This is a genomic window from Pseudomonas sp. DF5, assembly GCF_058148225.1.
In genome coordinates this window covers 64,944-85,854 of the sequence record NZ_JBYVYM010000009.1, presented here as the reverse complement: position 1 = coordinate 85,854, position 20,911 = coordinate 64,944, and the positions used below count along the sequence as shown (strand labels likewise).

The following is a 20,911-nucleotide window of genomic DNA, read 5'->3' as shown; positions in this document are numbered from 1 at the left end:
TTTATGGCGGCTGTGTGTGGGAGACCCTCGGGTCTGCCGGTTTTGTCTCTTCTCCGGTCTGCGAACCCGCACATAGCTGCCACCCATTTGTTTCGCAGCAGAAAGGTGGCACTTCATTTTCCTTTGAAGAGTTCAACCTTATGACTATGAACAAACCGCTCCGCCACTACTCCCCAATGTCCCACTTCGCCACCGACCACCCCGTCCTCCTCATCGACGCCGACGCTCCGATACGCGAACTCCACAGCTGCCTCAGCGAACGCCTAAACGCCGTCCTCAAATACCTCAACCTCATGGCCTGCACCAGCCTCCCCGACTACGCCGAACACGACATCAACACCGTCACCAACATCGCCCGGATCATGGTTCAGGATGTGAGCGATGTGTTTCGGGTGATTGAGCAGCGTGGGTTTGATACGCCCAAGGGTCAGTGACTTAATTTCAGTCGTAGAAAAACCGCATTACTGCGGTTTTTCTGCTTCCTGCTCCGACTCTGACAACAACAATCAGTAAACCTGCACCCGCCACAACTCCCGCGATGAAGAACCCGCCGACATCGGCAGCCGCCCATGCAACGTCCGATAGTTATCAATCAGCACCAGATCCCCCTCACTCCATTGATGAGCAATCAAACACTCCGGGTCATAAACCAGCGCATTGACCTGTTCCAGCAACGCCTGTTGAGCCTGCTCGTCATGGTCCTGCACTGACTGGCTCAAGGTCTGCAATGTCGAGTCGGTGCCCTCTTGGTAGCGCAGGATGAGCTCGCCGCTGCGGGGGTGGTGGTCCACCAGGCTGTACATGCGCGGCGAGCCGCCGAAGTAGGTCATTTTGGTGTAGTAGGTGATGTTCACGCCCTGCCATTGTCGGGCGACTTGCTGCCCGACTTTGCGCAGTACGTTGCGGCTGTCGACGATGGTGGTCTGGCCCTCGCCCGGCTGCGGCGCGGTCTTGCAGTACAGCATGAATTTGCTGGCGCAGAATTTCGGGTTGCGTTGAACTTGTGCGTCGCTGTCGGGCAGCATGTTCAGGTCCCAGTGCAACGGTGTTTTCTCCAGCGAGTGCACCACACCTTGGGGTTTGTCCGCAGGCTTGACCACGTGAACGGCACCGAAGGCCCATTCGTAGAGCGTGCCGAAACGTTCGCAGCTGCGAGCAAAGCTATCCTGGTCGTCGAAACGGCAGCCTTTGAGGCAGACGAAACCGAAGGTTTCCACCAGAGCTTCCAGCAGGCCGGTGGACAGTCGTTCAAAACCCAGCCCCAACGGGTCTCGCACCACCAGGCCAAACAGCGGAAGTTTTTGCAGTTCGTACTCGAAGCCTTGGGCCTGCGGGTTTTCTGCTTGATGGTAGAGCCATGGCCGCCCCTCATAGGTGACCAGCACATGGTGGTCGAGGTCGACCTGGGCGCGGGCGCGAAGGGTTTGGCCGCCATCCAGGTTGCACACCGGCACGGCATGCCAAGGGCTGTCCGCGCGGGTCAGCCCTTCGGCCAGGCCGAAGGTGAATTTGGGGCCGGCATTGTTGTATTGATGGACCGACAGGCGAATGTCATCGCCAAAGAAACGGTCCACCGCCGCGTTCAATGCGTGCCCGCGATACATCATTTGATAGGCTTTGAAGTTGATTTGTTGCAGGTACTCGTCCTCGCTCTGCCCTTCTTCGCGGCACAGACGCAGGTCGTTGTAGAGGTGACTGCAGAGGTTGTCATGCGCCCGGCTGAGGGACTCATCGTCGCGGCTCTGCTCGATCAGGTCACCAAGGTTTTTCCACGGTAGACGGGCCTGCTTGATCAGGCTGGCGCGAACCGACTCGGCACTTTGGGCCTGGGGAAACAGGTCTTCCATGCTGACCCACTCAATCGTGTGGGTGGTGCACAGTTCACGCAACGCCCGGTTGTAAGCGGCGCGAACGTCGTCGGCCACGCCGACGATGTCATTGAAGGTCGTGCCGTCGCTGAGGATCGACACCACGCAGCCCGGTGCGTGCAACGCGGCGATGGCTTGGCCGAGTTGGTCGAGGCGCTCGATGGCCATGACCTCGCCGTAGTCCGGCAGCACGCCGAAGGTCTGGTCGCTGGCGTTTGGCGACTTGCAGGGAAAGCCTGGCAAAACCAGACGCACCGGCAGGCCCTGATCGAAGCAGTGCCCCAATCGAAGCGCCAGATGCGCCCGGCCTTGTGTGTCGAAACAATCATCCGTGCCTTTGAGCAGATAACCGGCCAGCAAATCGCTGACGGCAGCGATCCAGGCGTCTCTATGTTCCATAGAACAATTTCCTTGAGGGTGTGTGTGTATCAATAGGATTTGACGGTGTCGCCATGCTCGGTAAACGCATGCGCAGCCCCGCAGGCTTGCCGCAAACTGCGCAGCAATTCGGCCGGGTGTTCACAGCACAGGTTCGGGGCCTGGGCCTGCAAGTCAGGTGTCAGGCCATAGCCCCAAGTGACCGCCGCCGAGTGCATGCCTGCGGCACGCGCGGTTTGCAGATCGATCTCCGTGTCACCGACGAACAAGCAGTGGTGCGGATCAACCGACAACCGCCGGGCGGCTTCCCATGCCACATCCGGTTGCGGTTTGAGCGACCTGCCTGCGCGATGCCCCAGAATTGGCCCGAAAGCATTCTGCGGCAGCAACGTTCTGGAAACCTGCAACGCCATTTCCTCGGCCTTGTTGGTCACGATAGCCAGCGGTAGCTGTAACTGTCGGCAGCCTTCGAGCAATTCCAAGACACCGCTGAATGGACGGGAAAATTGAACCAGGTTGTGCTGATAGAGCGCCACATAGCGCTGGTGCAAGGCGACCGCATCGACTATGCCGAACTGCGCGGCGACCCGCTCGCTCATCGCCGTGGTGCCGCCGCCGATGTATCCGCGCACTGTTTCCGAGGTCAGCCCCGGGCAACCGTGTTCGAGCAGCACTTGGTTCAAGCACCAGGTGATATCGGGCAAGGTATCGACCAGAGTCCCGTCCAAATCGAAGAGTACGGCTTCGACCCATAACCGAGACGTCATCATTGAGCACTGGCGTAGTGACAAGGACGCCCCTTGCGGAACACCAGGCGGTGATAGCGCTCATCGACATTGCTGCGTTTTTCGAGCGTGACCACACCCCGTCGCTTGATGGCCACCGAATGCCAGGGCGTACGCCACAGGTCACTGGTTGGCACCAACCGGATACCGATCTTCGTCGAGACCGCCAATTGCGGGTGAATCGACAGGCGCAGGCAATGCGGGTAACGCGCCTGCAACAGCGCACCCCAGGCTTCACTGCGCTGGATCACCCGCTGCGAGGCCGGTTTGGCGACCTTCTTCACTGCGTTGAGGCTCATGCCAGCGAATACTTTCAGTCCCGAGTAATCCTCGGAAAGAAAGCGATGGATGCCGCAGTACATCAACATCATGTGCGGATCATCCTTGAAGCGCTGCTGCAACAAGATCAATGACTGACCGTGCTCGATCATCATCTCTTCACGCATGGCGTCCAGACAATCCAGCTGAGGGTAGGCATCCTGGAGGTCGAAATGGGCGAACGTGCCGGGATAGTGCTGTTCGGCGTAGTCCTGGATAGCGTCGGTGTAGGCCTTAACGTCCGCATCGGGAACATGCACCAAGTCAGAGAACACATAGCCATCGGAGCAGATATGAATCAGCGCGCCCGGTGCGTAGATCTCCTGGATCTCCTTGCACAGGCGATGTAACTCGTCGATTGCATGATGTTCCGCAAGATCAGGCAGATGGCTGAGGGTTTTCTTGCGGCTGGGCGACTTGCCGGGAAAGGCTGGCAAGACCATTTCAATCTTGCGACCGCTCTCGACCGCCTGCATGACCTTGGTCAGATGGGGTTCCAGCACCTGCGACGACAGTTCGTGATCCTGCCCCGGGGCGAGGCTACGACGGCGAAACAGGCATTCAAGGATTTGCTCGGCAATGTTCATGTGTGGGGTGTTCTGATGCTCGTGCACCAGCTGACCGCACACCTGTTGAGCAACGGTGTTTGAACCTTGCATAGACAATCCCTTGTGTGGTGAACAACGGCCATCTTTTGGCCATCAGCAGATATCCCTTACCTGCGGGCGGCTAAATTCCTACAAGTTGTGAGGGCTGTCAATCGTGGCAATCCGGAATATTACGGCACCAAAATCACCGAAAACCCTCACACAGGCTCATGCAACGTCCAGGCTGGCAAGGCCATACTGCGGCCACACAAGAAGGAAACGGGAGAAGGAAACGGGGACAGAACACGATTAAATTGAAGGAGCATTATCCAGCCCTCGATAAATCTGGTCTGTCCCCGTTTTCACCCCGAGTTAGAAATCCCTCCTCCTGAGACGAAGGACAGACCACAAATAAATTGAAGGAGCAGTATCCAACCCTCGATAAACGTGGTCTGTCCCCGTTTATCTCTTGAATCAACCGTCGGAATTGATTTAATAACCATCTCCGGGACGCTTCCTGGGAAATGCACTTTTTCTTCCGAACAAAGGGGACCGAACAAAGGGGACGGATTTATTTTCTGACAAGCCAGACAAATAAATCCGTCCCCTTTAGTAAATCCACGAACGCTAGCTTTAACATCGATCCCTGCCTCTCTGGCTGCGGCGATTCGAGTGTTATCCATGCTAGTCAGCTTGCCATCAGGCATTTTAACAACGTCAACTGGATCACCTTTCCAACCATTAGTCCGCATGCTTTGGACTAAATCGCCGGGGAAATCAGGGACAGACCACGTTTAATCGAAAGAGCACTGCCCTGCTCCCAAAAAACGTGGTCTGCCCCCGTTTATTTGTCCCCGTTTATTCCCCGGGACAGATCTATTTTTTGGGGCGCGCACCACAACCAAATAAATAAATCCGCCCACTTTCTTGTCGCAATATTTATTGAAGATGGGACATAACAAACAATTAGATCCGCCCTCTCTTGCTTTATTAAGTTTTGACTAGAACAAACTCCAAAAACACATCGCTATCTGCGATCGATTCAATAAACAATTTAGCTGCTTCTCTGGATGCTGTCGGAAATTCTCTCCCGGCTACAGCAACCAGAGTGGAAAAGTCAGCAATACAGTCCATATCAGGAACTCTTTTGCCTCCTGCTATTTTAAAGCCTTCAATTCCGAGCACTGCGGCGTCATTTTGCTCGCAAAACCCCAACAGTTTAATCGCATCATCCAAGCTAAATAGAGGCGTGCCCCCCCAGAGCAGGGTCGGCTCCAGCTTAATACCCATCAGTCCGAAATCTTTCATTAAATCAATCCCAAGAGTATAAACGGGTATATAAACGGGTATAAACGGGGACATATAAACGGGGACAGACCACGTTTTCCATCTAAAAAATCTAGTGCTTTTTCGGTCTGCCCGGGCATCCCCGCCGAGCTCGTCGCCCAATTATAGCTTCAATTTCGGCTGCAAATCGCGAACCACCAAGTACATAGTTGCCATTGGTGGCAGCCCGAATCTGGTCAACCAATCCTATCTCCAACTCGCTTCTAAAAAGCTCGCGATAGACTTCAGCAGTCGATACATCTGTGTCCCCAAGCGATAGGTACTGAGCATGCGGGGTAATGAGATGCGAAAACTCTGATTGTGCGTTAGCACGATAACTCGACCAACGATATTCCGCAGGATGCGTCACCATTTTGGCTCTGACAGGATTCATCTCAATGTAGCGATAACAGGCCAATACATAACTATCACTTTGAACAAGGCACGAACGGAAGCGTCCTTCCCATAAAGTCCCACTACGTCCATATGTACGATTTATGTATTGCACATATCGTTGCCCTATTCCTTTCATAAGCAAACTGGTACTACTGTGCTCATGAGGGCTAATCAACAAATGGACATGATTAGTCATAAGACACCATGCGTGAATTTCACACGAATTTTTGTTGGCCTGTTCAGCAAGCAGCTCTAAATAAAAAAGGTAATCATCCTCTGAAAAAAAGCAAACTGATCTATTATTTCCTCGTTGAATCAGATGCAAGGGGACACCTGGCATCAAGAGACGTGCTCTGCGTGGCATATGGTGAATCCGTTCACAATTAATGATGCCAATAGCCTAGTCAATTCTATGAAAAACAATCTACCTATCTATTTCACACTATTTCAGATCGCTAAAGTGCGACACAGAAAAATGTAGTCTGCCCCCATTCTCCGCCATTCTCAGGATAAACGTGGTCTGTCCCCGTTTTTCCTTTTTTCCTATATCACACATAAAGCAGTAATAACTTGATTGGGATGATCTTCCAGAGAAACTCCCCAGCCGGTAACTTCAAGCCCACCATAGTTTTCGTCGGTATAAAACCACTCTTCAGCCTCGTCAAACTCCAAAGTTGTAAATGGCAATAAATCCGAAACCAAACCACCCAAACCAATACTTTCCGGCAAGGTACCCTTATAAATTAAACTTTGAGCCTGCTCACCAGAAAAGCTAAAATCATAAACTTTAACAGCGCACACCTCACCACTTTTAATCACAACTGATAAAGCAGGGATAAATTTATTTAAATCATTAACAACACTTACATCCGCCAGAGCAAAAGAATAGCCACCACTTCCGCTTTCGTCCAAACTATAAAACTTTAAACGAAGCACTGGAGAGCCATCGAATTGGTATAGAGAGTTACTCTCATCAACCAAATACCCTAACAACACGCACTTCAATACATCCGCATCGACATGCAACGGTATTCCTGCAAGTGACACAGATGGCACAATTGGTGCCACCCACGATATTGAAAACTCTTTAGACAGGGTCATTTTGGCACCCACGTATTGTTAGCAGGGTTAAACATTACTTTTTGACCCTGTGGATTCAAGTAAACTGTATTTACATCATAAATAGGCTTACCCTCATAAAATTTCGGCCTATACGCCGCAGGATCAACCACTTTAATCTTACTCCCATCTCCATAAGTGATTTTGTAGTACTCACCAATATGAGTCGACTGATTTACGCTATCAACAGTCGACGGACTATATTGAATCTCTTTAATCCCAGTAGCACTACCATCGATTTTGTACACTTGGGCATTACCTGACGATTTAGCTTTCGTTGAGATAGTTGCAGTTGCTCCATCCATCGTAAATGACTGCTTAATATCGTCAATCGATTTCCCCCAGATGCTAGAGGGATTCTCAACGAGATTGCGCGGAATATCTGCTTGTCCTGCAAGATCCTCTCGCAATCCTACCCGCGTTGTAGCAGAAGTGGCAGGTGTTTCATCAGCCACTGTCACTTTTGTGCCCGATGCCTCCGATTTCCCCAGCTTTCCCGTTCCAGCAATGCCAGCCAACGTTTCCGCCGCCTGTGACCAGAAACCAGCCTCAGGACCGTCGCGCTGAACAACCACCTCGGTTGTAATGATGTTCTGAGCGGCTTGGTTATTTTCCGCAATGATCCATCCTACGTTGACAGCAGCGCCGATGTCTCCATTGTGTCGAAGCTGCTCAGCAAGCTGGCGATTTTTTGGCTCGTCAGCCTGGAGTTGCGCGGATATTTCGTTACATGCACTGATATTCGTCTGACAAAGACTGCTGAGCTCCTTATTTCGCTGCTCGTCCAAGGATGCATATTTTTCCCGCACATTATCTCTGCAGGAATCCGATTTACACTTGGCCTGCTCATCGAGCATTTCCACCACTTCATGGTGTAGCAAGTAATTATAGTTGGTAGCATCCCGTGCGATGGTCGAGCCTTGTTGAACGTTGCCATTGCTCACGGCCGCCGCAGCCACTCCCACCAGCTGTGAAGACATCGACAACAAATTGCTATCGTTTTTCACCAACACAGCCAGTTGGTCAATCAGCGCCTCATTAGCACCCGCAGCCAAAGCGCCAGTTTTGAAATCTCCGCCGGCAGCTTCATTCAATAAACCGCCAACAACTGCATGCAACGCTATTTTTTGCGGACTACCATCTGCCCACCCCTGTTTCAAAGCAAAATCACCTACCGCATTGAACGCGGCAGCATTGAGGGTACTGAGCAGGGCTCCTTTCACCGCATCACCGAAGCTGGCGTTTTGGCCGAGCGCATTACTCAAGACAGTAGATGTACCATTTTGCAGTAGCTGGTTACCGGCAAACCGACCAATCCCCTCCAGGCTGCTGAGGTCAGTGACTACTTTCCCTGTTACCGGGTTAGTCGTTGTTTTCAAAATGCCGTCAAAGACACCAGCCGTTAATCCGGCCGTCACACCTGATATCACATAGCCTTTAAGCGCATCCGAGGACGTCACATCCTTGAATACCGCCCCAAGATTCCCACCATTGTTAATAAAACTGGTCGTCGCATTCGTCGCAGCACCCGTAGCCACCGCGGCAAGGCCTGCGGCTCCGATGGTCCCCATGCTGGCAAAAGCACTCAGCGCGGCGGGGCCGACAATAGCGGCCATGACAATCGCAATGATCATCTGAGAAGCCGGCCCAAGCCCCGAGGTTTCATACTTGAACGACTCGTGGATTTCCTTGACCAGCTTCCAGTCCACATCCCCCCGTGCTTCGGCTTGCTTCAGCCAGGCCAGTTGCGGGTCTGCTTTGACCATCGCATCAATGGTCTGACTGACGCTTTGCTGATTCACCTCTTTGAGGTCGATTCGCAGACCTTCGACGGCCTTGATCGTGATGTTGCCTTTGGCAATCATCTGGGTCTGGCGCAGTGTCTCGTCGGTATTGCCCTTGCCTTTCGATGAGGTCCAGAAGGCGTCGCCATCGCTCTTGGTATGGCTCTCGTCATGCAGGTCTTTCACCCCTTCGAAAACAATCGCCCCACCACTGTCCAGCGTGATGTCCTTGCCACTCTCCAGCTTCGCCACCTGATACCGCTGATCTCCACCACTGGACAGCGTCAGGTCACCACCGGACTTGATCTGCGTACCAATGTGGGTGATCTGCGTCACTTCATCGTGCTGGGTCTTTTTACTGCCCCAGCTGCCGCTTTTTTTCATGTCGTACAGCGTGTAGTCGCGGTCCTGTGCAGCCAGCAGTTGCAGGTCGCCGTCGGCATGCAGATAAGCTTCTTTGCCGGCGCTGATGTCGCTGGCAACCAGCGTCATGTCCTTGCCGGACTTGAGGGTGAGTTTGCCGCCGGCCTCCAGCGTGGTGCCGATCTGGCTGACGTGGTCTTCCTGGCGGGTTTCCTTTTTGTCCTTGAAGTAGCTGTGTTGTTCGTCGGCGGCGGTGGCGAACAGCAGGTCGCCCTTGGCGTCGATCGTCACGTCGCCCTTGGCGTCGAGCTTGCTCGCCACCACGGTCACGTCGCCGCCGGAGTTGACCGTCAGGCTACCGCCCGCGCTGACGCTGGCACCGTGCTGGGTGAGGCTTGAGTCAAGGAAGTCGGTACGGCTTTCGGACTTGCGCTCTTCCACGGCGGTGATGCTGACGTCGCGCTTGGCATCGATGGTCATGTCGCCACCGCTTTTCAGCACACCGCCGCTATTGAGGACGTCGCGCCCGGCGTTGATCACCAGTTTGTTCGCGGCCTCGATGCGGGCGGCGCTGTCCACGAAGTCGCGCGCATGGCTGTAGTCGCCGACGCTGCTGTCGTGGGAGGTCACCGTGCGCTCGTTGACGACGTCGCCGTTCGTGGCCTTGAGCGTCACGTCCCGCCCGGCAATGATCCCCCCCGCCTTGTTGGTCAGGTTATTGGTGGCGAGCAAGTTCAACCGTTCCCCCGCCTCCACCAACCCGCTGCTCACCAAATCATTCTTGGCCGTCGCCTCCAGGTTCTGGCTGGCGCGCAGGGTGCCGGCGTTGTTCAGGTCTTTGCCGGCGATCAGGGTCACGTCGCTGCCCTGGATCAGCGCGCCGTTGGCGGCGAGGCGGTTGTTGGCGTTGGCCAGGTACAGCACCGGCACCAGGACTTTTTCGCCGTTCACTTCGTGTTCTTCGAGCCAGACGATGTCGTGGGTCAGGGCCGCGACTTGCTGTGACGTGAGGGTTACACCGAGGCTCAGGTTGAGTTGGCTCTTGCTGGCGATGGCGTTGTTCATCAGGTACTTGAAAACCGCCTCGTCCGAGGTCTGGCCGTCGATGAAGCGCTGGCCGGTGCGGGCGACCACGGCTTGCTGGATCAGTTTCTGCTCGTAGAGGCCGTCGCCCAGGCGCTTGGCGCTCTGGTCGGGGTTGTAGCCCAGGCCGGACAGCAGGTAGTCCGAACTCATGAATTGCTTGAGGTCGGTGAGTACTGGGTTGGTTTCGATCAGGTATTTGTGCGGTTGGGATTTGCCGGCGTTGCTTGGCAGACCTTGGACGCGGTTGATCGTAAAGATCCTACGCCAACCTCAGAATCGGGCACCTTGCACCGCTGGAACGATGAGGCTTATAGTCCGCCCGTCGTCCACATGGCGACCGGGTTTGGCGACCTGACGAACGAGTGCGAGAGCTGTCTGCTTATTTGCAGGCGCCTCCGCATCCGCAAAACTGTTTTTATGGCAGTTGTGCGCGGGAGACCTTCGGGTCTGCCGGTTACTCGTTTCCGGTTCGCCAACCTGCGTACAGCTGCCACCCCATTTCGTTTGGCGACGATCGGCTGGCAGTCTCAGCAAACTAAACGAGGCTTCAACTATGGATAGATACATGCCCCTCACCGGAATCGACCTGGTCCCGGCTTCTCTGCTTATTGATACCCAAGCGCCACTCGACGTCCTGCGCGCGATGGCGGATTACCGCATTCGCGCGGTCACTCAGGTACTGGAGAACATCGCCTTTCGTGCCGAGATTGGTTGTGACACGGTGGTGCTTTCAGACTTTTCCAAACTGCTGGCCATACCGTTGCGCGATGGTTGTGATTTGATGGATGTGATTGGTAGGCGGTTGCGGGCGCAAGCTGCGGAGTAAATGGAAATGGGCGACCTGCGGGTTGTCCACTTCATGTCATGAATAAAATAATCTGCCACACTTTTAACTGGAAATCGCATGAAAACCAAACAGATCAATGAAACCAGCAAGTTCCTTAGTTATGTCCTCAGGCATGAACCACACGCTATAGGTTTACAATTGGATAGCGAAGGTTGGGGTAATATTGACTCATTGATCGCAGGCGCCGCTAAAGAAGGGCTAATTTTAGATCTGACGCTCATTCAAGCAGTTGTTAGCAGCAGCGATAAAAGACGCTTCAGTATTTCCGATGACGGACTGCGTATTCGTGCAGTACAGGGGCACTCAACGCCCACCGTTAGCCTTCAGCACATTGAGAAAGCCCCTCCAGACTTTCTCTACCATGGCACTGCAATACGCTTCCTAGAGTCAATTCATCGACAAGGACTGATTGCCGGCTCACGCCACTATGTGCATCTGTCGCATGACATACCAACCGCTATCGCTGTCGGACAACGCTATGGAACTCCTGTAGTACTGAAGATTGAAGCCCTGCGAATGCACCAACAAGGCTTCAAATTCTTTCAAGCTGAAAATGGTGTTTGGTTGACAGAGCATGTCCCTTTGATTTTTCTGCACGAGAACCAACCCTACCCACCTTGACAGCTCTGCAAGACGTAAAAAAGCAGCGATAATTTTTCAGTGAATATAATCGCTACAGCCACTGCCAAATATCATGCCAAACCAATAAAAAGGCCCAGGAGGCACACCTTTAAGATTTACCGCTTTCAAAACATTAACACCCCAACTAGCACCTAACCACAATCGCCCTTTAAATAACTATATAACCGACAACTCACCTGACAAAAAGACCTCTTCAGCCAGCACATGAAAAGCTATATTCTCCGCTAAAAACTGAATACTAAAGTGCCTCAACCTTGGCGGTTCAAGACTTGTTAACAAACGCCAAGAATCCAAACTGTTTCGTACAAACTCAGACTCTCTAAACTCAGTCAACTCCCCCAACCCAAATTCACTTGCGTCACCCAAAAAATTGAAAATAATGCTTCCCGGAAATGGAAGCTTAATAAAGGAGTGGGCATTTTTAAAAACCATCTCTCGTCTAACAATTGACAGTTCCTCATTACCATCAGCGTCAAAAACATCTTTCTCATACTCGACATCAAGTACGAGATCCACTCCAACAGAGCGGAAGGAGACTTTTGACTCGCCAAATCCTGGCAACCATTCATAAGGATTGAGCACCAGCTTCGGTTGACTTATTTTCATGGACGTACCGATTTCAGTTGATCTGCCCCGGTCGACGGCAGATGGTTATTCTTTAGTTGATCTTTTGCAAGATCATTAAATGTTTTACCTGGATAGGCTTCAACATTAGTCTGATTTCGCCCAAACCACTGACTTCTAGGAATTCCTGCTTGTTCAAGTGCTGTCGAGGTTCTCGTATTCAAAATAAGCCGAGTTCCATTAATTTCCACATAGTCAAGCGGGAGTTGATTTGGAGTAATGGCTCCGATCTTCAACGCACCAGCTAAATCTTCTACTGTCTTTATAGGTTTACCTGCCAAAGCCGAGTAAAGCTTTACTCCATCAGGGCTAAAGGATCGGTCAGATCTGATTGTATTCTGAGCAAAATTTGCCTCAGCCAACACTCCTCTTTCTGCATTGGCAACGGCACCAGTTCCGCCGATGCCCCTAAACGCTCCAACCCCGCCTGCTGCCGAGAGCATTAGGGCGACGGCCATTTGGCCCCAATACTCAGGTTCGCTCAACATCATACCGTAGCTTTCTAGAGCCTTGGCACCTTCCCCCTTGTTTGCGTAAAGCAATGTTGAGGACAGATCAAGCTGCCACTGAGTCGAGTATTTGAAAGCGTCCTGCATCTCCGTAGGAAGCGTCACCCAGGCGTTGTATTCCGCGGGTTCCATGATCATCCATGGTTTACTCGACTCATCCAGCAACGTGTAGCTAACTGCATTTGAATCAGCATCGGTATTAAGAATAACGTTGCCGAGATTCTGAGACCGCTCCCCCACCATCTTTAATATCGTTGAACATCCAACTCCGCTCGAATCCTTTGAGCAAGCTTCGTACTTTTCCTGAAACTCATCAAAATGGGCCTGAAAGTTGTACAGCGTCGCATTGTTGGCAACCCAAGCCCCAGTCTGCAAAGTCCCCGCATCAACATCGCCTGTCGTTGATGCCGCTAGCACCCCCACGATCTGCGACGCCATCGACAGCAGGTCAGGATTGCCACCAACCAGTTTGTTCAGGTCTACGATGAGCGCCTCATTCGCGCCAGCCGCCAAGGCTCCGGTTGCAAAATCACCACCTGTTACCTCTGAGAGCAGCCCACCCACCATGGCGTGAATGACGACTTTAGTCGGGGAACCGTCGGCTACTCCCTTGGTGAAGTCACCTACAGCGTTAAAGCTGGCTGCCGCCAAAGTGTTGAACAGTGCTGTTTTCAGCACATCACTGACGCTACCCTCTTGGCCCAGCGCCTTGCCCAGCAACGCGGACGTTCCGCCCTGCAATACCTGATTTACGCCAAACCGACCAATCCCTTCCAGGCTGCTGAGATCAATGGTTACTTTGTTTGTAAGCGGATTGGTCGTTGTTTTCAGAATGTCCTTAAAGAAACCAGCCGTCAGACCAGCCGTCACACCCGAAATCACATACCCTTTGAGCGCTTCCGAGGACGTCACGTCTTGGAACACCGCTCCAAGATTCCCACCATTGTTGATAAAGCTGGTGGCCGCATTCGTTGCCGCACCAGAAGCCACTGCAGCAAGGCCTGCGGCTCCGATGGTCCCCATGCTGGCAAAAGCACTCAGTGCCGCAGGGCCGACAAAGGCTGCCATGACAATCGCAATGATGAGTTGCGAAGCCGGGCCAAGTCCCGAGTTCTGGTACTTGAACGACTCATGGATTTCCTTGACCAGCTTCCAATCAACATCGCCCCGTGCTTCGGCTTGCTTCAGCCAGGCCAGTTGCGGGTCTGCTTTGACCATCGCATCAATGGTCTGACTGACGCTTTGCTGATTCACCTCTTTGAGGTCGATTCGCAGACCTTCCACCGCCTTGATCGTGATGTTGCCTTTGGCAATCATCTGGGTCTGGCGCAATGTCTCGTCGGTATTGCCCTTGCCTTTCGATGAGGTCCAAAAGGCGTCGCCATCACTCTTGGTATGGCTCTCGTCATGCAGGTCTTTCACCCCTTCAAAGATGATCGCCCCGCCACTGTCCAGCGTGATGTCCTTGCCACTCTCCAGCTTCGCCACCTGATACCGCTGATCCCCACCACTGGACAACGTCAGGTCGCCACCGGACTTGATCTGCGTACCGATGTGGGTGATCTGCGTCACTTCATCGTGCTGGGTCTTTTTACTGCCCCAGCTGCCGCTTTTTTTCATGTCGTACAGCGTGTAGTCGCGGTCCTGTGCAGCCAGCAGTTGCAGGTCGCCGTCGGCGTGCAGGTAGGCTTCTTTACCGGCGCTGATATCGCTGGCAACCAGCGTCATGTCCTTGCCGGACTTGAGGGTGAGTTTGCCGCCGGCCTCCAGTGTGGTGCCGATCTGGCTGACGTGGTCTTCCTGGCGGGTTTCCTTTTTGTCCTTGAAGTAGCTGTGTTGTTCGTCGGCGGCGGTGGCGAACAGCAGGTCGCCCTTGGCGTCGATCGTCACGTCGCCCTTGGCGTCGAGCTTGCTCGCCACCACGGTCACGTCGCCGCCGGAGTTGACCGTCAGGCTACCGCCCGCGCTGACGCTGGCACCGTGCTGGGTGAGGCTTGAGTCAAGGAAGTCGGTACGGCTTTCGGACTTGCGCTCTTCCACGGCGGTGATGCTGACGTCGCGCTTGGCATCGATGGTCATGTCGCCACCGCTTTTCAACACACCGCCGGTGTTGAGAACGTCGCGCCCGGCGTTGATCACCAGTTTGTTCGCGGCCTCGATGCGGGCGGCGCTGTCCACGAAGTCGCGCGCGTGGCTGTAGTCGCCGACGCTGCTGTCGTGGGAGGTCACCGTGCGTTCGTTGACGACGTCGCCGTTCGTGGCCTTGAGCGTCACGTCTCGCCCGGCAATGATGCCCCCCGCCTTGTTGGTCAGGTTATTGGTGGCGAGCAAGTTCAACCGTTCCCCCGCCTCCACCAACCCGCTGCTCACCAAATCATTCTTGGCCGTCGCCTCCAGGTTCTGGCTGGCGCGCAGGGTGCCGGCGTTGTGCAGGTCCTTGTCGGCGATCAGGGTCACGTCGTGGCCCTGGATCAGCGCGCCGTTGGCCGCCAGGCGGTTGTTAGCGTTGGCCAGGTACAGCACCGGCACCAGGACTTTTTCGCCGTTCACTTCGTGTTCTTCGAGCCAGACGATGTCGTGGGTCAGGGCCGCGACTTGCTGTGACGTGAGGGTTACACCGAGGCTCAGGTTGAGTTGGCTCTTGCTGGCGATGGCGTTGTTCATCAGGTACTTGAAAACCGCCTCGTCCGAGGTCTGGCCGTCGATGAAGCGCTGGCCGGTGCGGGCGACCACGGCTTGCTGGATCAGTTTCTGCTCGTAGAGGCCGTCGCCCAGGCGCTTGGCGCTCTGGTCGGGGTTGTAGCCCAGGCCGGACAGCAGGTAGTCCGAACTCATGAATTGCTTGAGGTCGGTGAGTACCGGGTTGGTTTCGATCAGGTATTTGTGCGGTTGGGATTTGCCGGCGTTGCTTGGCAGACCTTGGACACGGTTGAGGGTGACCGGCGTAGACGATGCACCGGCGGTGACTTTGCCGCCGCTAAGCGTCCAGCTCTGCGGGCCGGTCGAGGTCGGGGCGCTGCTGCCTTCCTGGCTCAGACGGAACAGACCGTTCTGGCTGGTGGGCAGGTTGAAGCCGGGAAGCGTGAGCGGGTTGACTTGTTGCTGGGCCAGATCCGGCGACAGTTGCGCGTTGATAGTTACCGGCGTGGAGTAGCCGTTGCCGGCCCCCGTGTCAGTGTTGGTCTTTCCAGCAGCGACGTAGCTGTAATAAGGACGCACCACACTGTTGTCGATGGTTTGCGTCGCGTTGAGTGAAATGCTGCCGCCGGCCTGGATCACCGCATCATAGGAACTGCCGGAGCCCGCTACCGTGGTGGTGCTTTCGGTCAGCATGCCGCCGCCCAGCAGGCTGATGAAATAGCTCAGATCCGACTCGACAGTGGCCGAGGGTGTCGGACTGTTTTTATCGTTGAAAGCCGCCGCCGCGGGCACCGTGGCGAAGATTTGGTCGACGTAGTTCCAGAAAGTGCGCTTGGTGATGATGTCCTGCTCTTGCAGGCCGGTGTTATTGATCGTGTCGGCAGTGACGGTGATGTTGCCTGTGGACGCGATGGTGCTGCTGGTGTTGTTCAACGCCTGAGCGTTGATCGTCATGTCGCCGCCGCTGGTCAGACTCGCGGCCGCACTGCTGTCAGAGACCTTCAGGCGGTCGGTCTCGGCAATCTCCCAATGGCCGTTACGACGCGATCCGCTACGGAAGTCGCACCCCGCAATCGGGATCAGATTGCAATCCAGCTCGGTGATAACCACCGAGCTTTTCTCATGCGCGGTGTATTCCAGAATGTCCCGTACGTTGTTCACGGTCAGGGCATTGATGGTCAGGTCCTGCGCGCTGTAGATATCGCCGGAACGGTTGTCCAGCAAGTCGGCCTTGCCGCTGTCGCGGTCCCGGCCAATGTGCACGTTGCTCAGGCCATAGACCTGGCCATAGGCGTTGGTGAAGCTGGACAGCAGCAGCCGCATATCGCCGCCACTGGAAATCAGGCCGCGGCTGTTGAGCAGTGCGCCGGTGGTGAGGGTCAGGTCTTTACCGGAACCGATCGTGCCGTAGTTGTTAAGGTTGGCGGCGCTGATAATCAGGTCGCCGCTGGAGGTCAAACGGCCCTGGTTGTTCAACTCGCCATTGATGTTAACCGTGGTGTTGCCACCACCGGCGATGCTGGTCGCCGCGTTGAGGGTCAGTTGATTGGCTTTGAGTGTCAGATCACCGAGGCTGCTGGTGCGACCATTGCCGCTGTAGTTGCCCCAGAGGGTCAGATTGAGTTTGCCATCGCTGGCGATCAAGCCATCGTTATTCCAATTGCCGCCGTTGCCGGTCAATTGGCTGACCGCCAACAATTGGCCGCCGGATGTCTGATTGAGGCTGTTGACGTTGACGGTCAGGCGATCGGCCTGGATCACGCTGCTGTTGGTCCAGCTGTCGGCAGTGAGGGTCAGGCCGCCACGGGTGATGAAGTTGCCGCCGGCGCTGCCGAGTTGACCGGTGGCGATGTCGAAAATACCGGTACCGACGTGCAGCACGTTGCCGCTGACGTTCAGCAAACTACCGGCAGTGAGGGTCAGGTTGGTGTTGGCGGATTCCACGGTGCCATTGCGGTTGTCGAACAGGCCCCCGATGGCGAACGCGGTTTTACCATTGTCGCCCAGTGCGCGAAGTTGACCGGTCTGGTTGTCGAGGCTGGCGGCGGTGATGGTCAGCGTGCTTTCACTTTCGATGATGCCCAGGCGGTTGTTCAATGCGCCGCGCAGGCTCAGGTCGATCTGTTGCCCGCCGATCTGCCCGTCGTTGTCGCCGCTGTTGTCGAAGTTATTGCCGGTGACGCTGACCCGGCCCTTGGCGTAGAGGCCGCCATTGCGGTTGTCGAAGTTGCCGTTGGTGCCGGTGTCGACGATGGCGTCACCGGTTTGCGCGGTGATCCGCCCGCCGTAGTTGTCGAGGCCGGCCAGTGCCTTGAGGTTCAGGCTCTGGGCCTGAATGATCCCGCCCTGACGATTGTTGTTCAGGTCATAGCCGTTGCGCAGTACGCCAGTGATGTGGCTGCTGAAGGCGCCTTTCAGGCTGGAGAGCACACCGCCGCGGCTGTCGAGGCTGGCGGCGGTGATGTCGAGGTTTCCGCCCTTGGCGACAATGCGCCCGCTCTGGTTATCGATGGCGCCGCTGGTTTTCACCGTCAAGTCGCCCTGGCTTTGCAGGGTGCCCTTGGCGTTATCGAGGCTGGCGGCGTTGAGCGTCAGGCCGGCGTTGCTGCTGAAGATCTGACCGTTGGCGCTGTTCTGTACGACGCCATTGGCCGTGAGCGTCAACCAATCAGTGGCCGCGACAGTGCCGCCATTGCGGTTATCGAGGCCACCGGTCAACAGGTTCAGCAAACCCTGGCTTGCAAGCTGGCCGCCCTGGTTGTCGATCTGCCGCGCGCGCTGAATCACCAGCGGGCCGTTGCTCGCCAGTTTTCCGCTGGTATTGGTCAGGGTGCCGAGCAGATCGAGGGTGATCGCGCCCTTGCCCGCGAAGGTACCGGCGCTGTTGTTCAGAACGGTGCCGGTGAAGCTGATGTCCTGCTGGGCATTGATGGTTGCATTGGCGTTACTGAGGGTTTGGGCCTGAATATCCAGAGCGGCGCCGCTGTCGATCAAACCGCCCTGGGCGTTATTCAGTGTTCCGGCAATGACCAAGGTTTGCGCACCGGCACTGGAAAGAATGCCGTTGTCGCTGTTGTCGAGGCTGGCCGCCGTGACCTTCAGCGTGCCGTGACTGACCAGAGCGCCGGCGTTGCTGTTACGCACGGCACCGGTGAGGTCCACCAGCACGTCACCGTCGCGGCTCGACAAGGTGCCCTCATTACGGTTGTCGAGGCTGCCGCCTAGAAGGCTCAGGCTTTGCCAACCGGAAATCAGTCCATGGAGGTTAGTGGTGGTATCGGCGGTGAGGTCCAGTTGCTGACGACTGATGAGTTTGCCGTCGCTGTTGTCCAGGTTACGGCCCGTCAGGGTGTAGCTTTGGCTGCTGGAGAGTTCACCGCTGCGGTTGTTCAAGTCCCGCAGGTTGCGGATGCTCAGTTGACCGGTGGTGGTGATCAGGCCGTTGGCGTTGTTCAGGTCGCCCATGACGCCGCTGAAGTCGATGGTAATGGCGCTGCCGAGCAACGAGCTACCGTTCTGATTGTTCAAACTCGCCGCGTTGATGTTCAGGTTTTGGGTGGCGTTGATCAGTCCTTGGTCCTGATTGTCGAGCTGGCCGGTAACCCGAAGTTCGAGGCCGGTGCGACTGGTCAGGGTGCCGCCGTTGTTGTTCAGGCTACCGGCCTGCACATCGACGTTGGCCGCCGCGATCAAGCCTTTGATGTTGGTCAGCGCCTGCTGCACGCGCAGGGTCACGGCCTGATTGCCGAGCAGTTTGCCGTTGCTGTTGTCGAGGCTGTCGGCCGCCAGCGTGAACGCCTGGGCACTGGATATTTCGCCGTTGCGGTTGTTCACCTGGGCGAGGTTTTTCAGCACCAGTGCCGGGGCATTGATCAAACCGTTCTGGTTATTCAGCTCGCCGTGATTCAGGTCCAGGGTCAGCGACGTGTTACTGGTGAGCTGCCCGCCATCGTGTTGGTCGAGGCTGCTGACACTGACTGTCAGGGCCTTGTTGCTGGCGATCCGGCCTTTGCTGCTGTTATCGACCTGACCGGCGTTGAGGCTCAGGCTGTCGAGGCTGGCCAGTTTGCCGCCCTGGTTGTTCACCGCCCCCGTGGCGGTGATGCTCAAGGTCTGGCCGGCGTTCACCAGCCCTGCCACGTTATCCAGAGTGGCCATGCGCAGCGTCGCGGTGGCCAGACTCGAGAGTTCGCCAGTGCGGTTGTTCAGGTGGCCGAGGGTGGCGCTGAGATTACCGGTACTGGTGATCACCCCGTTGGTGTTGAAGACTTGATTGGCCGTAACGTTCAGTGCACCGCTGCTCAACACCCGACCGCTGTTCTGGTTGTCCAGGGTCCCGGCGGTGATGTTGGCGGTTTGCGCGGCGCTCAATGTGCCCCCCTGATTATTCAACGTCTGCGCGGTATTGACCGTCAGGTTGCGGCTGGCCACCACGCTCTTGCCAGTGTTGGTGAAATTCTGCGCATTCAGGTTCACATCACCGCTGGCATTGCGGCTGGTATCGGCGTTGACCCCGGCTTCGATGATGCCGTAGTTGGTCAATACACCACCGGCCGTCAGCGCGATGCTGTCCCGGGCGGCGAGGGTTTGCTGGTTGGTCAGATTGCCTTGGGTTTGCACGTTGACGGCGGTGCCGGCGTAGACCGGGCCACGCGCATCGAGACTGGCGGCTTTGACATTGACGGCGCCTGCGGCCGAGGTTTGCGCCAGGCTGAGATGGCCGTTGGCATCGAGCTGGATATCACCACCGCTGGCGGCCAGGTTGCCGTCGAGTTTCACCCCGACCCCGGCCTCGGTGCCGACCAGTTTGATCGCCCCGGCGTACATGCCGCCCAACGCGGAAGAGTCGATCGCCAGTTGTGGTTTGGCACTGCCGTCATCGGCGCGAGCAGTGGCGTTGAGGCTGTCGGCGTTGACGTCGTTGCGACCGGCAACGATGGTCAGGTTCTTCGCCTGAATCTCGGCATTGATCTTCGCGCTGCGGGTGATGATTTCGAAGCGGTCGACGTTGTTGGCGTTCAGCCCGGCGCCGTCGATGGTGACGCTGCCCTGATCGACCTGGAAGCGATCGAGACGACCGTTGTCCAGCACCGGTTTGCCGGTGGTCAGGGTCACGCGCGGGGTGTTGATGAAGCCGCAGCCGTTGCAGCTGATGCCGTAGGGGTTGGCGACGATGACCCGTGCCGACTGCCCCGCCACTTCGGTGTAACCGCGCAACTGGCTGGGGCTGCCGCCGACCACTTCGTTGAGGATGGTTTGCGCGGCGACCCCGTTGGTCAGGTTCGGGTTGCCGACGATGATCCCACCCAACTGGGTGGCGCCGGTCTGCGCGGCGACGTTGTTGAGGATGACGCCCTGGGTGCCGACGTTGTAGTCGTGAAACTGGTTATGCGACAGGCCCGTGCCGTTGGGCGTGGCGATCTGGATGATCGGCACGCCATTGCCCGCCTGCCCGAGGCTGGTGCCGGGCGTGGCCACCACGATCCCGTCGGCCTGGGCCCATATCGGCTGCCAGAACATGACGTTGGCCAACAGGAACGCCAGCCCGCGCTTGGGCATGCCCCAGGAGTGTTCACGGTTTTTTAAGGCAGCAGCGGGCTGGCCGGCCAGAAAGGCCAGTTGGCGAACATCCATGATCG

At 56.0% G+C, this 20,911-nt stretch carries 12 protein-coding genes; 3 read left to right on the top strand and 9 right to left on the bottom strand.

The window, feature by feature from the left end; all coding sequences use genetic code 11:
* Nucleotides 1-140 precede the first annotated feature (140 nt).
* Nucleotides 141-434 (top strand): fructose-bisphosphate aldolase, encoded by a 294-nt coding sequence (locus tag AC30D7_RS10725; protein WP_086946169.1) that lies wholly within the window; start codon nucleotides 141-143, stop codon nucleotides 432-434.
* 72 nt (nucleotides 435-506) lie between these two features.
* On the opposite strand, the gene AC30D7_RS10720 is transcribed toward AC30D7_RS10725, so the two are convergent.
* From AC30D7_RS10720 to AC30D7_RS10690, 7 genes are all read right to left on the bottom strand, one after another.
* Entirely contained in the window at nucleotides 507-2,267 is a 1,761-nt protein-coding gene (locus AC30D7_RS10720) for an isocyanide synthase family protein (RefSeq protein WP_490134022.1), read from the bottom strand.
* A gap of 29 nt (nucleotides 2,268-2,296) precedes the next feature.
* On the bottom strand, nucleotides 2,297-3,013 hold the full coding sequence (locus AC30D7_RS10715) for an HAD family hydrolase (protein WP_490134021.1): 717 nt from the start codon (nucleotides 3,011-3,013) through the stop codon (nucleotides 2,297-2,299).
* The gene (locus tag AC30D7_RS10710; RefSeq protein ID WP_111453411.1) at nucleotides 3,013-4,008 is read right to left on the bottom strand and encodes an isocyanide synthase family protein; all 996 of its coding nucleotides are present in this window, start codon (nucleotides 4,006-4,008) and stop codon (nucleotides 3,013-3,015) included. The genes AC30D7_RS10715 and AC30D7_RS10710 overlap by 1 nt, the downstream gene beginning before the upstream one ends.
* Nucleotides 4,009-4,926: 918 nt before the next feature.
* The gene (locus AC30D7_RS10705) at nucleotides 4,927-5,244 is read right to left on the bottom strand and encodes a hypothetical protein (RefSeq protein ID WP_490134020.1); all 318 of its coding nucleotides are present in this window, start codon (nucleotides 5,242-5,244) and stop codon (nucleotides 4,927-4,929) included.
* Nucleotides 5,245-5,335: 91 nt separating this feature from the next.
* Nucleotides 5,336-5,998, bottom strand: coding sequence for a transposase (locus AC30D7_RS10700; protein ID WP_490134107.1), 663 nt, complete (start codon nucleotides 5,996-5,998; stop codon nucleotides 5,336-5,338).
* Nucleotides 5,999-6,201: 203 nt separating this feature from the next.
* Complete coding sequence (locus AC30D7_RS10695) at nucleotides 6,202-6,759, bottom strand: hypothetical protein (protein WP_490134019.1); 558 nt, start codon at nucleotides 6,757-6,759, stop codon at nucleotides 6,202-6,204.
* Nucleotides 6,756-10,160: a DUF637 domain-containing protein gene (locus AC30D7_RS10690; protein ID WP_490134018.1), complete on the bottom strand. Its 3,405-nt coding sequence runs from the start codon at nucleotides 10,158-10,160 to the stop codon at nucleotides 6,756-6,758. The genes AC30D7_RS10695 and AC30D7_RS10690 overlap by 4 nt, the downstream gene beginning before the upstream one ends.
* Nucleotides 10,161-10,563: 403 nt before the next feature.
* On the opposite strand from AC30D7_RS10690, the gene AC30D7_RS10685 reads away from it, so the two are divergent.
* On the top strand, nucleotides 10,564-10,836 hold the full coding sequence (locus AC30D7_RS10685) for a hypothetical protein (protein ID WP_490134017.1): 273 nt from the start codon (nucleotides 10,564-10,566) through the stop codon (nucleotides 10,834-10,836).
* A gap of 78 nt (nucleotides 10,837-10,914) precedes the next feature.
* A complete protein-coding gene (locus tag AC30D7_RS10680) occupies nucleotides 10,915-11,478 on the top strand; it encodes an RNA 2'-phosphotransferase (protein WP_490134016.1) in 564 nt (187 codons plus the stop codon).
* A gap of 177 nt (nucleotides 11,479-11,655) precedes the next feature.
* Here AC30D7_RS10680 and AC30D7_RS10675 read toward each other — a convergent pair whose 3' ends face one another.
* Both AC30D7_RS10675 and AC30D7_RS10670 read right to left on the bottom strand, forming a co-directional pair.
* Nucleotides 11,656-12,105, bottom strand: coding sequence for a hypothetical protein (locus AC30D7_RS10675; RefSeq protein ID WP_490134015.1), 450 nt, complete (start codon nucleotides 12,103-12,105; stop codon nucleotides 11,656-11,658).
* The gene (locus tag AC30D7_RS10670; protein ID WP_490134014.1) at nucleotides 12,102-20,906 is read right to left on the bottom strand and encodes a two-partner secretion domain-containing protein; all 8,805 of its coding nucleotides are present in this window, start codon (nucleotides 20,904-20,906) and stop codon (nucleotides 12,102-12,104) included. Before AC30D7_RS10670 ends, AC30D7_RS10675 begins: the two co-directional genes overlap by 4 nt.
* Between the last annotated feature and the right edge of the window lie 5 nt (nucleotides 20,907-20,911).

Coding starts and splice junctions, on each gene's coding strand:
- AC30D7_RS10725 (WP_086946169.1), top strand. CDS start 141: ATGACTATGAACAAACCGCTCCGCCACTACTCCCCAATGTCCCACTTC.
- AC30D7_RS10720 (WP_490134022.1), bottom strand. CDS start 2,267: ATGGAACATAGAGACGCCTGGATCGCTGCCGTCAGCGATTTGCTGGCC.
- AC30D7_RS10715 (WP_490134021.1), bottom strand. CDS start 3,013: ATGACGTCTCGGTTATGGGTCGAAGCCGTACTCTTCGATTTGGACGGG.
- AC30D7_RS10710 (WP_111453411.1), bottom strand. CDS start 4,008: ATGCAAGGTTCAAACACCGTTGCTCAACAGGTGTGCGGTCAGCTGGTG.
- AC30D7_RS10705 (WP_490134020.1), bottom strand. CDS start 5,244: ATGAAAGATTTCGGACTGATGGGTATTAAGCTGGAGCCGACCCTGCTC.
- AC30D7_RS10700 (WP_490134107.1), bottom strand. CDS start 5,998: ATGCCAGGTGTCCCCTTGCATCTGATTCAACGAGGAAATAATAGATCA.
- AC30D7_RS10695 (WP_490134019.1), bottom strand. CDS start 6,759: ATGACCCTGTCTAAAGAGTTTTCAATATCGTGGGTGGCACCAATTGTG.
- AC30D7_RS10690 (WP_490134018.1), bottom strand. CDS start 10,160: ATGAGTTCGGACTACCTGCTGTCCGGCCTGGGCTACAACCCCGACCAG.
- AC30D7_RS10685 (WP_490134017.1), top strand. CDS start 10,564: ATGGATAGATACATGCCCCTCACCGGAATCGACCTGGTCCCGGCTTCT.
- AC30D7_RS10680 (WP_490134016.1), top strand. CDS start 10,915: ATGAAAACCAAACAGATCAATGAAACCAGCAAGTTCCTTAGTTATGTC.
- AC30D7_RS10675 (WP_490134015.1), bottom strand. CDS start 12,105: ATGAAAATAAGTCAACCGAAGCTGGTGCTCAATCCTTATGAATGGTTG.
- AC30D7_RS10670 (WP_490134014.1), bottom strand. CDS start 20,906: ATGGATGTTCGCCAACTGGCCTTTCTGGCCGGCCAGCCCGCTGCTGCC.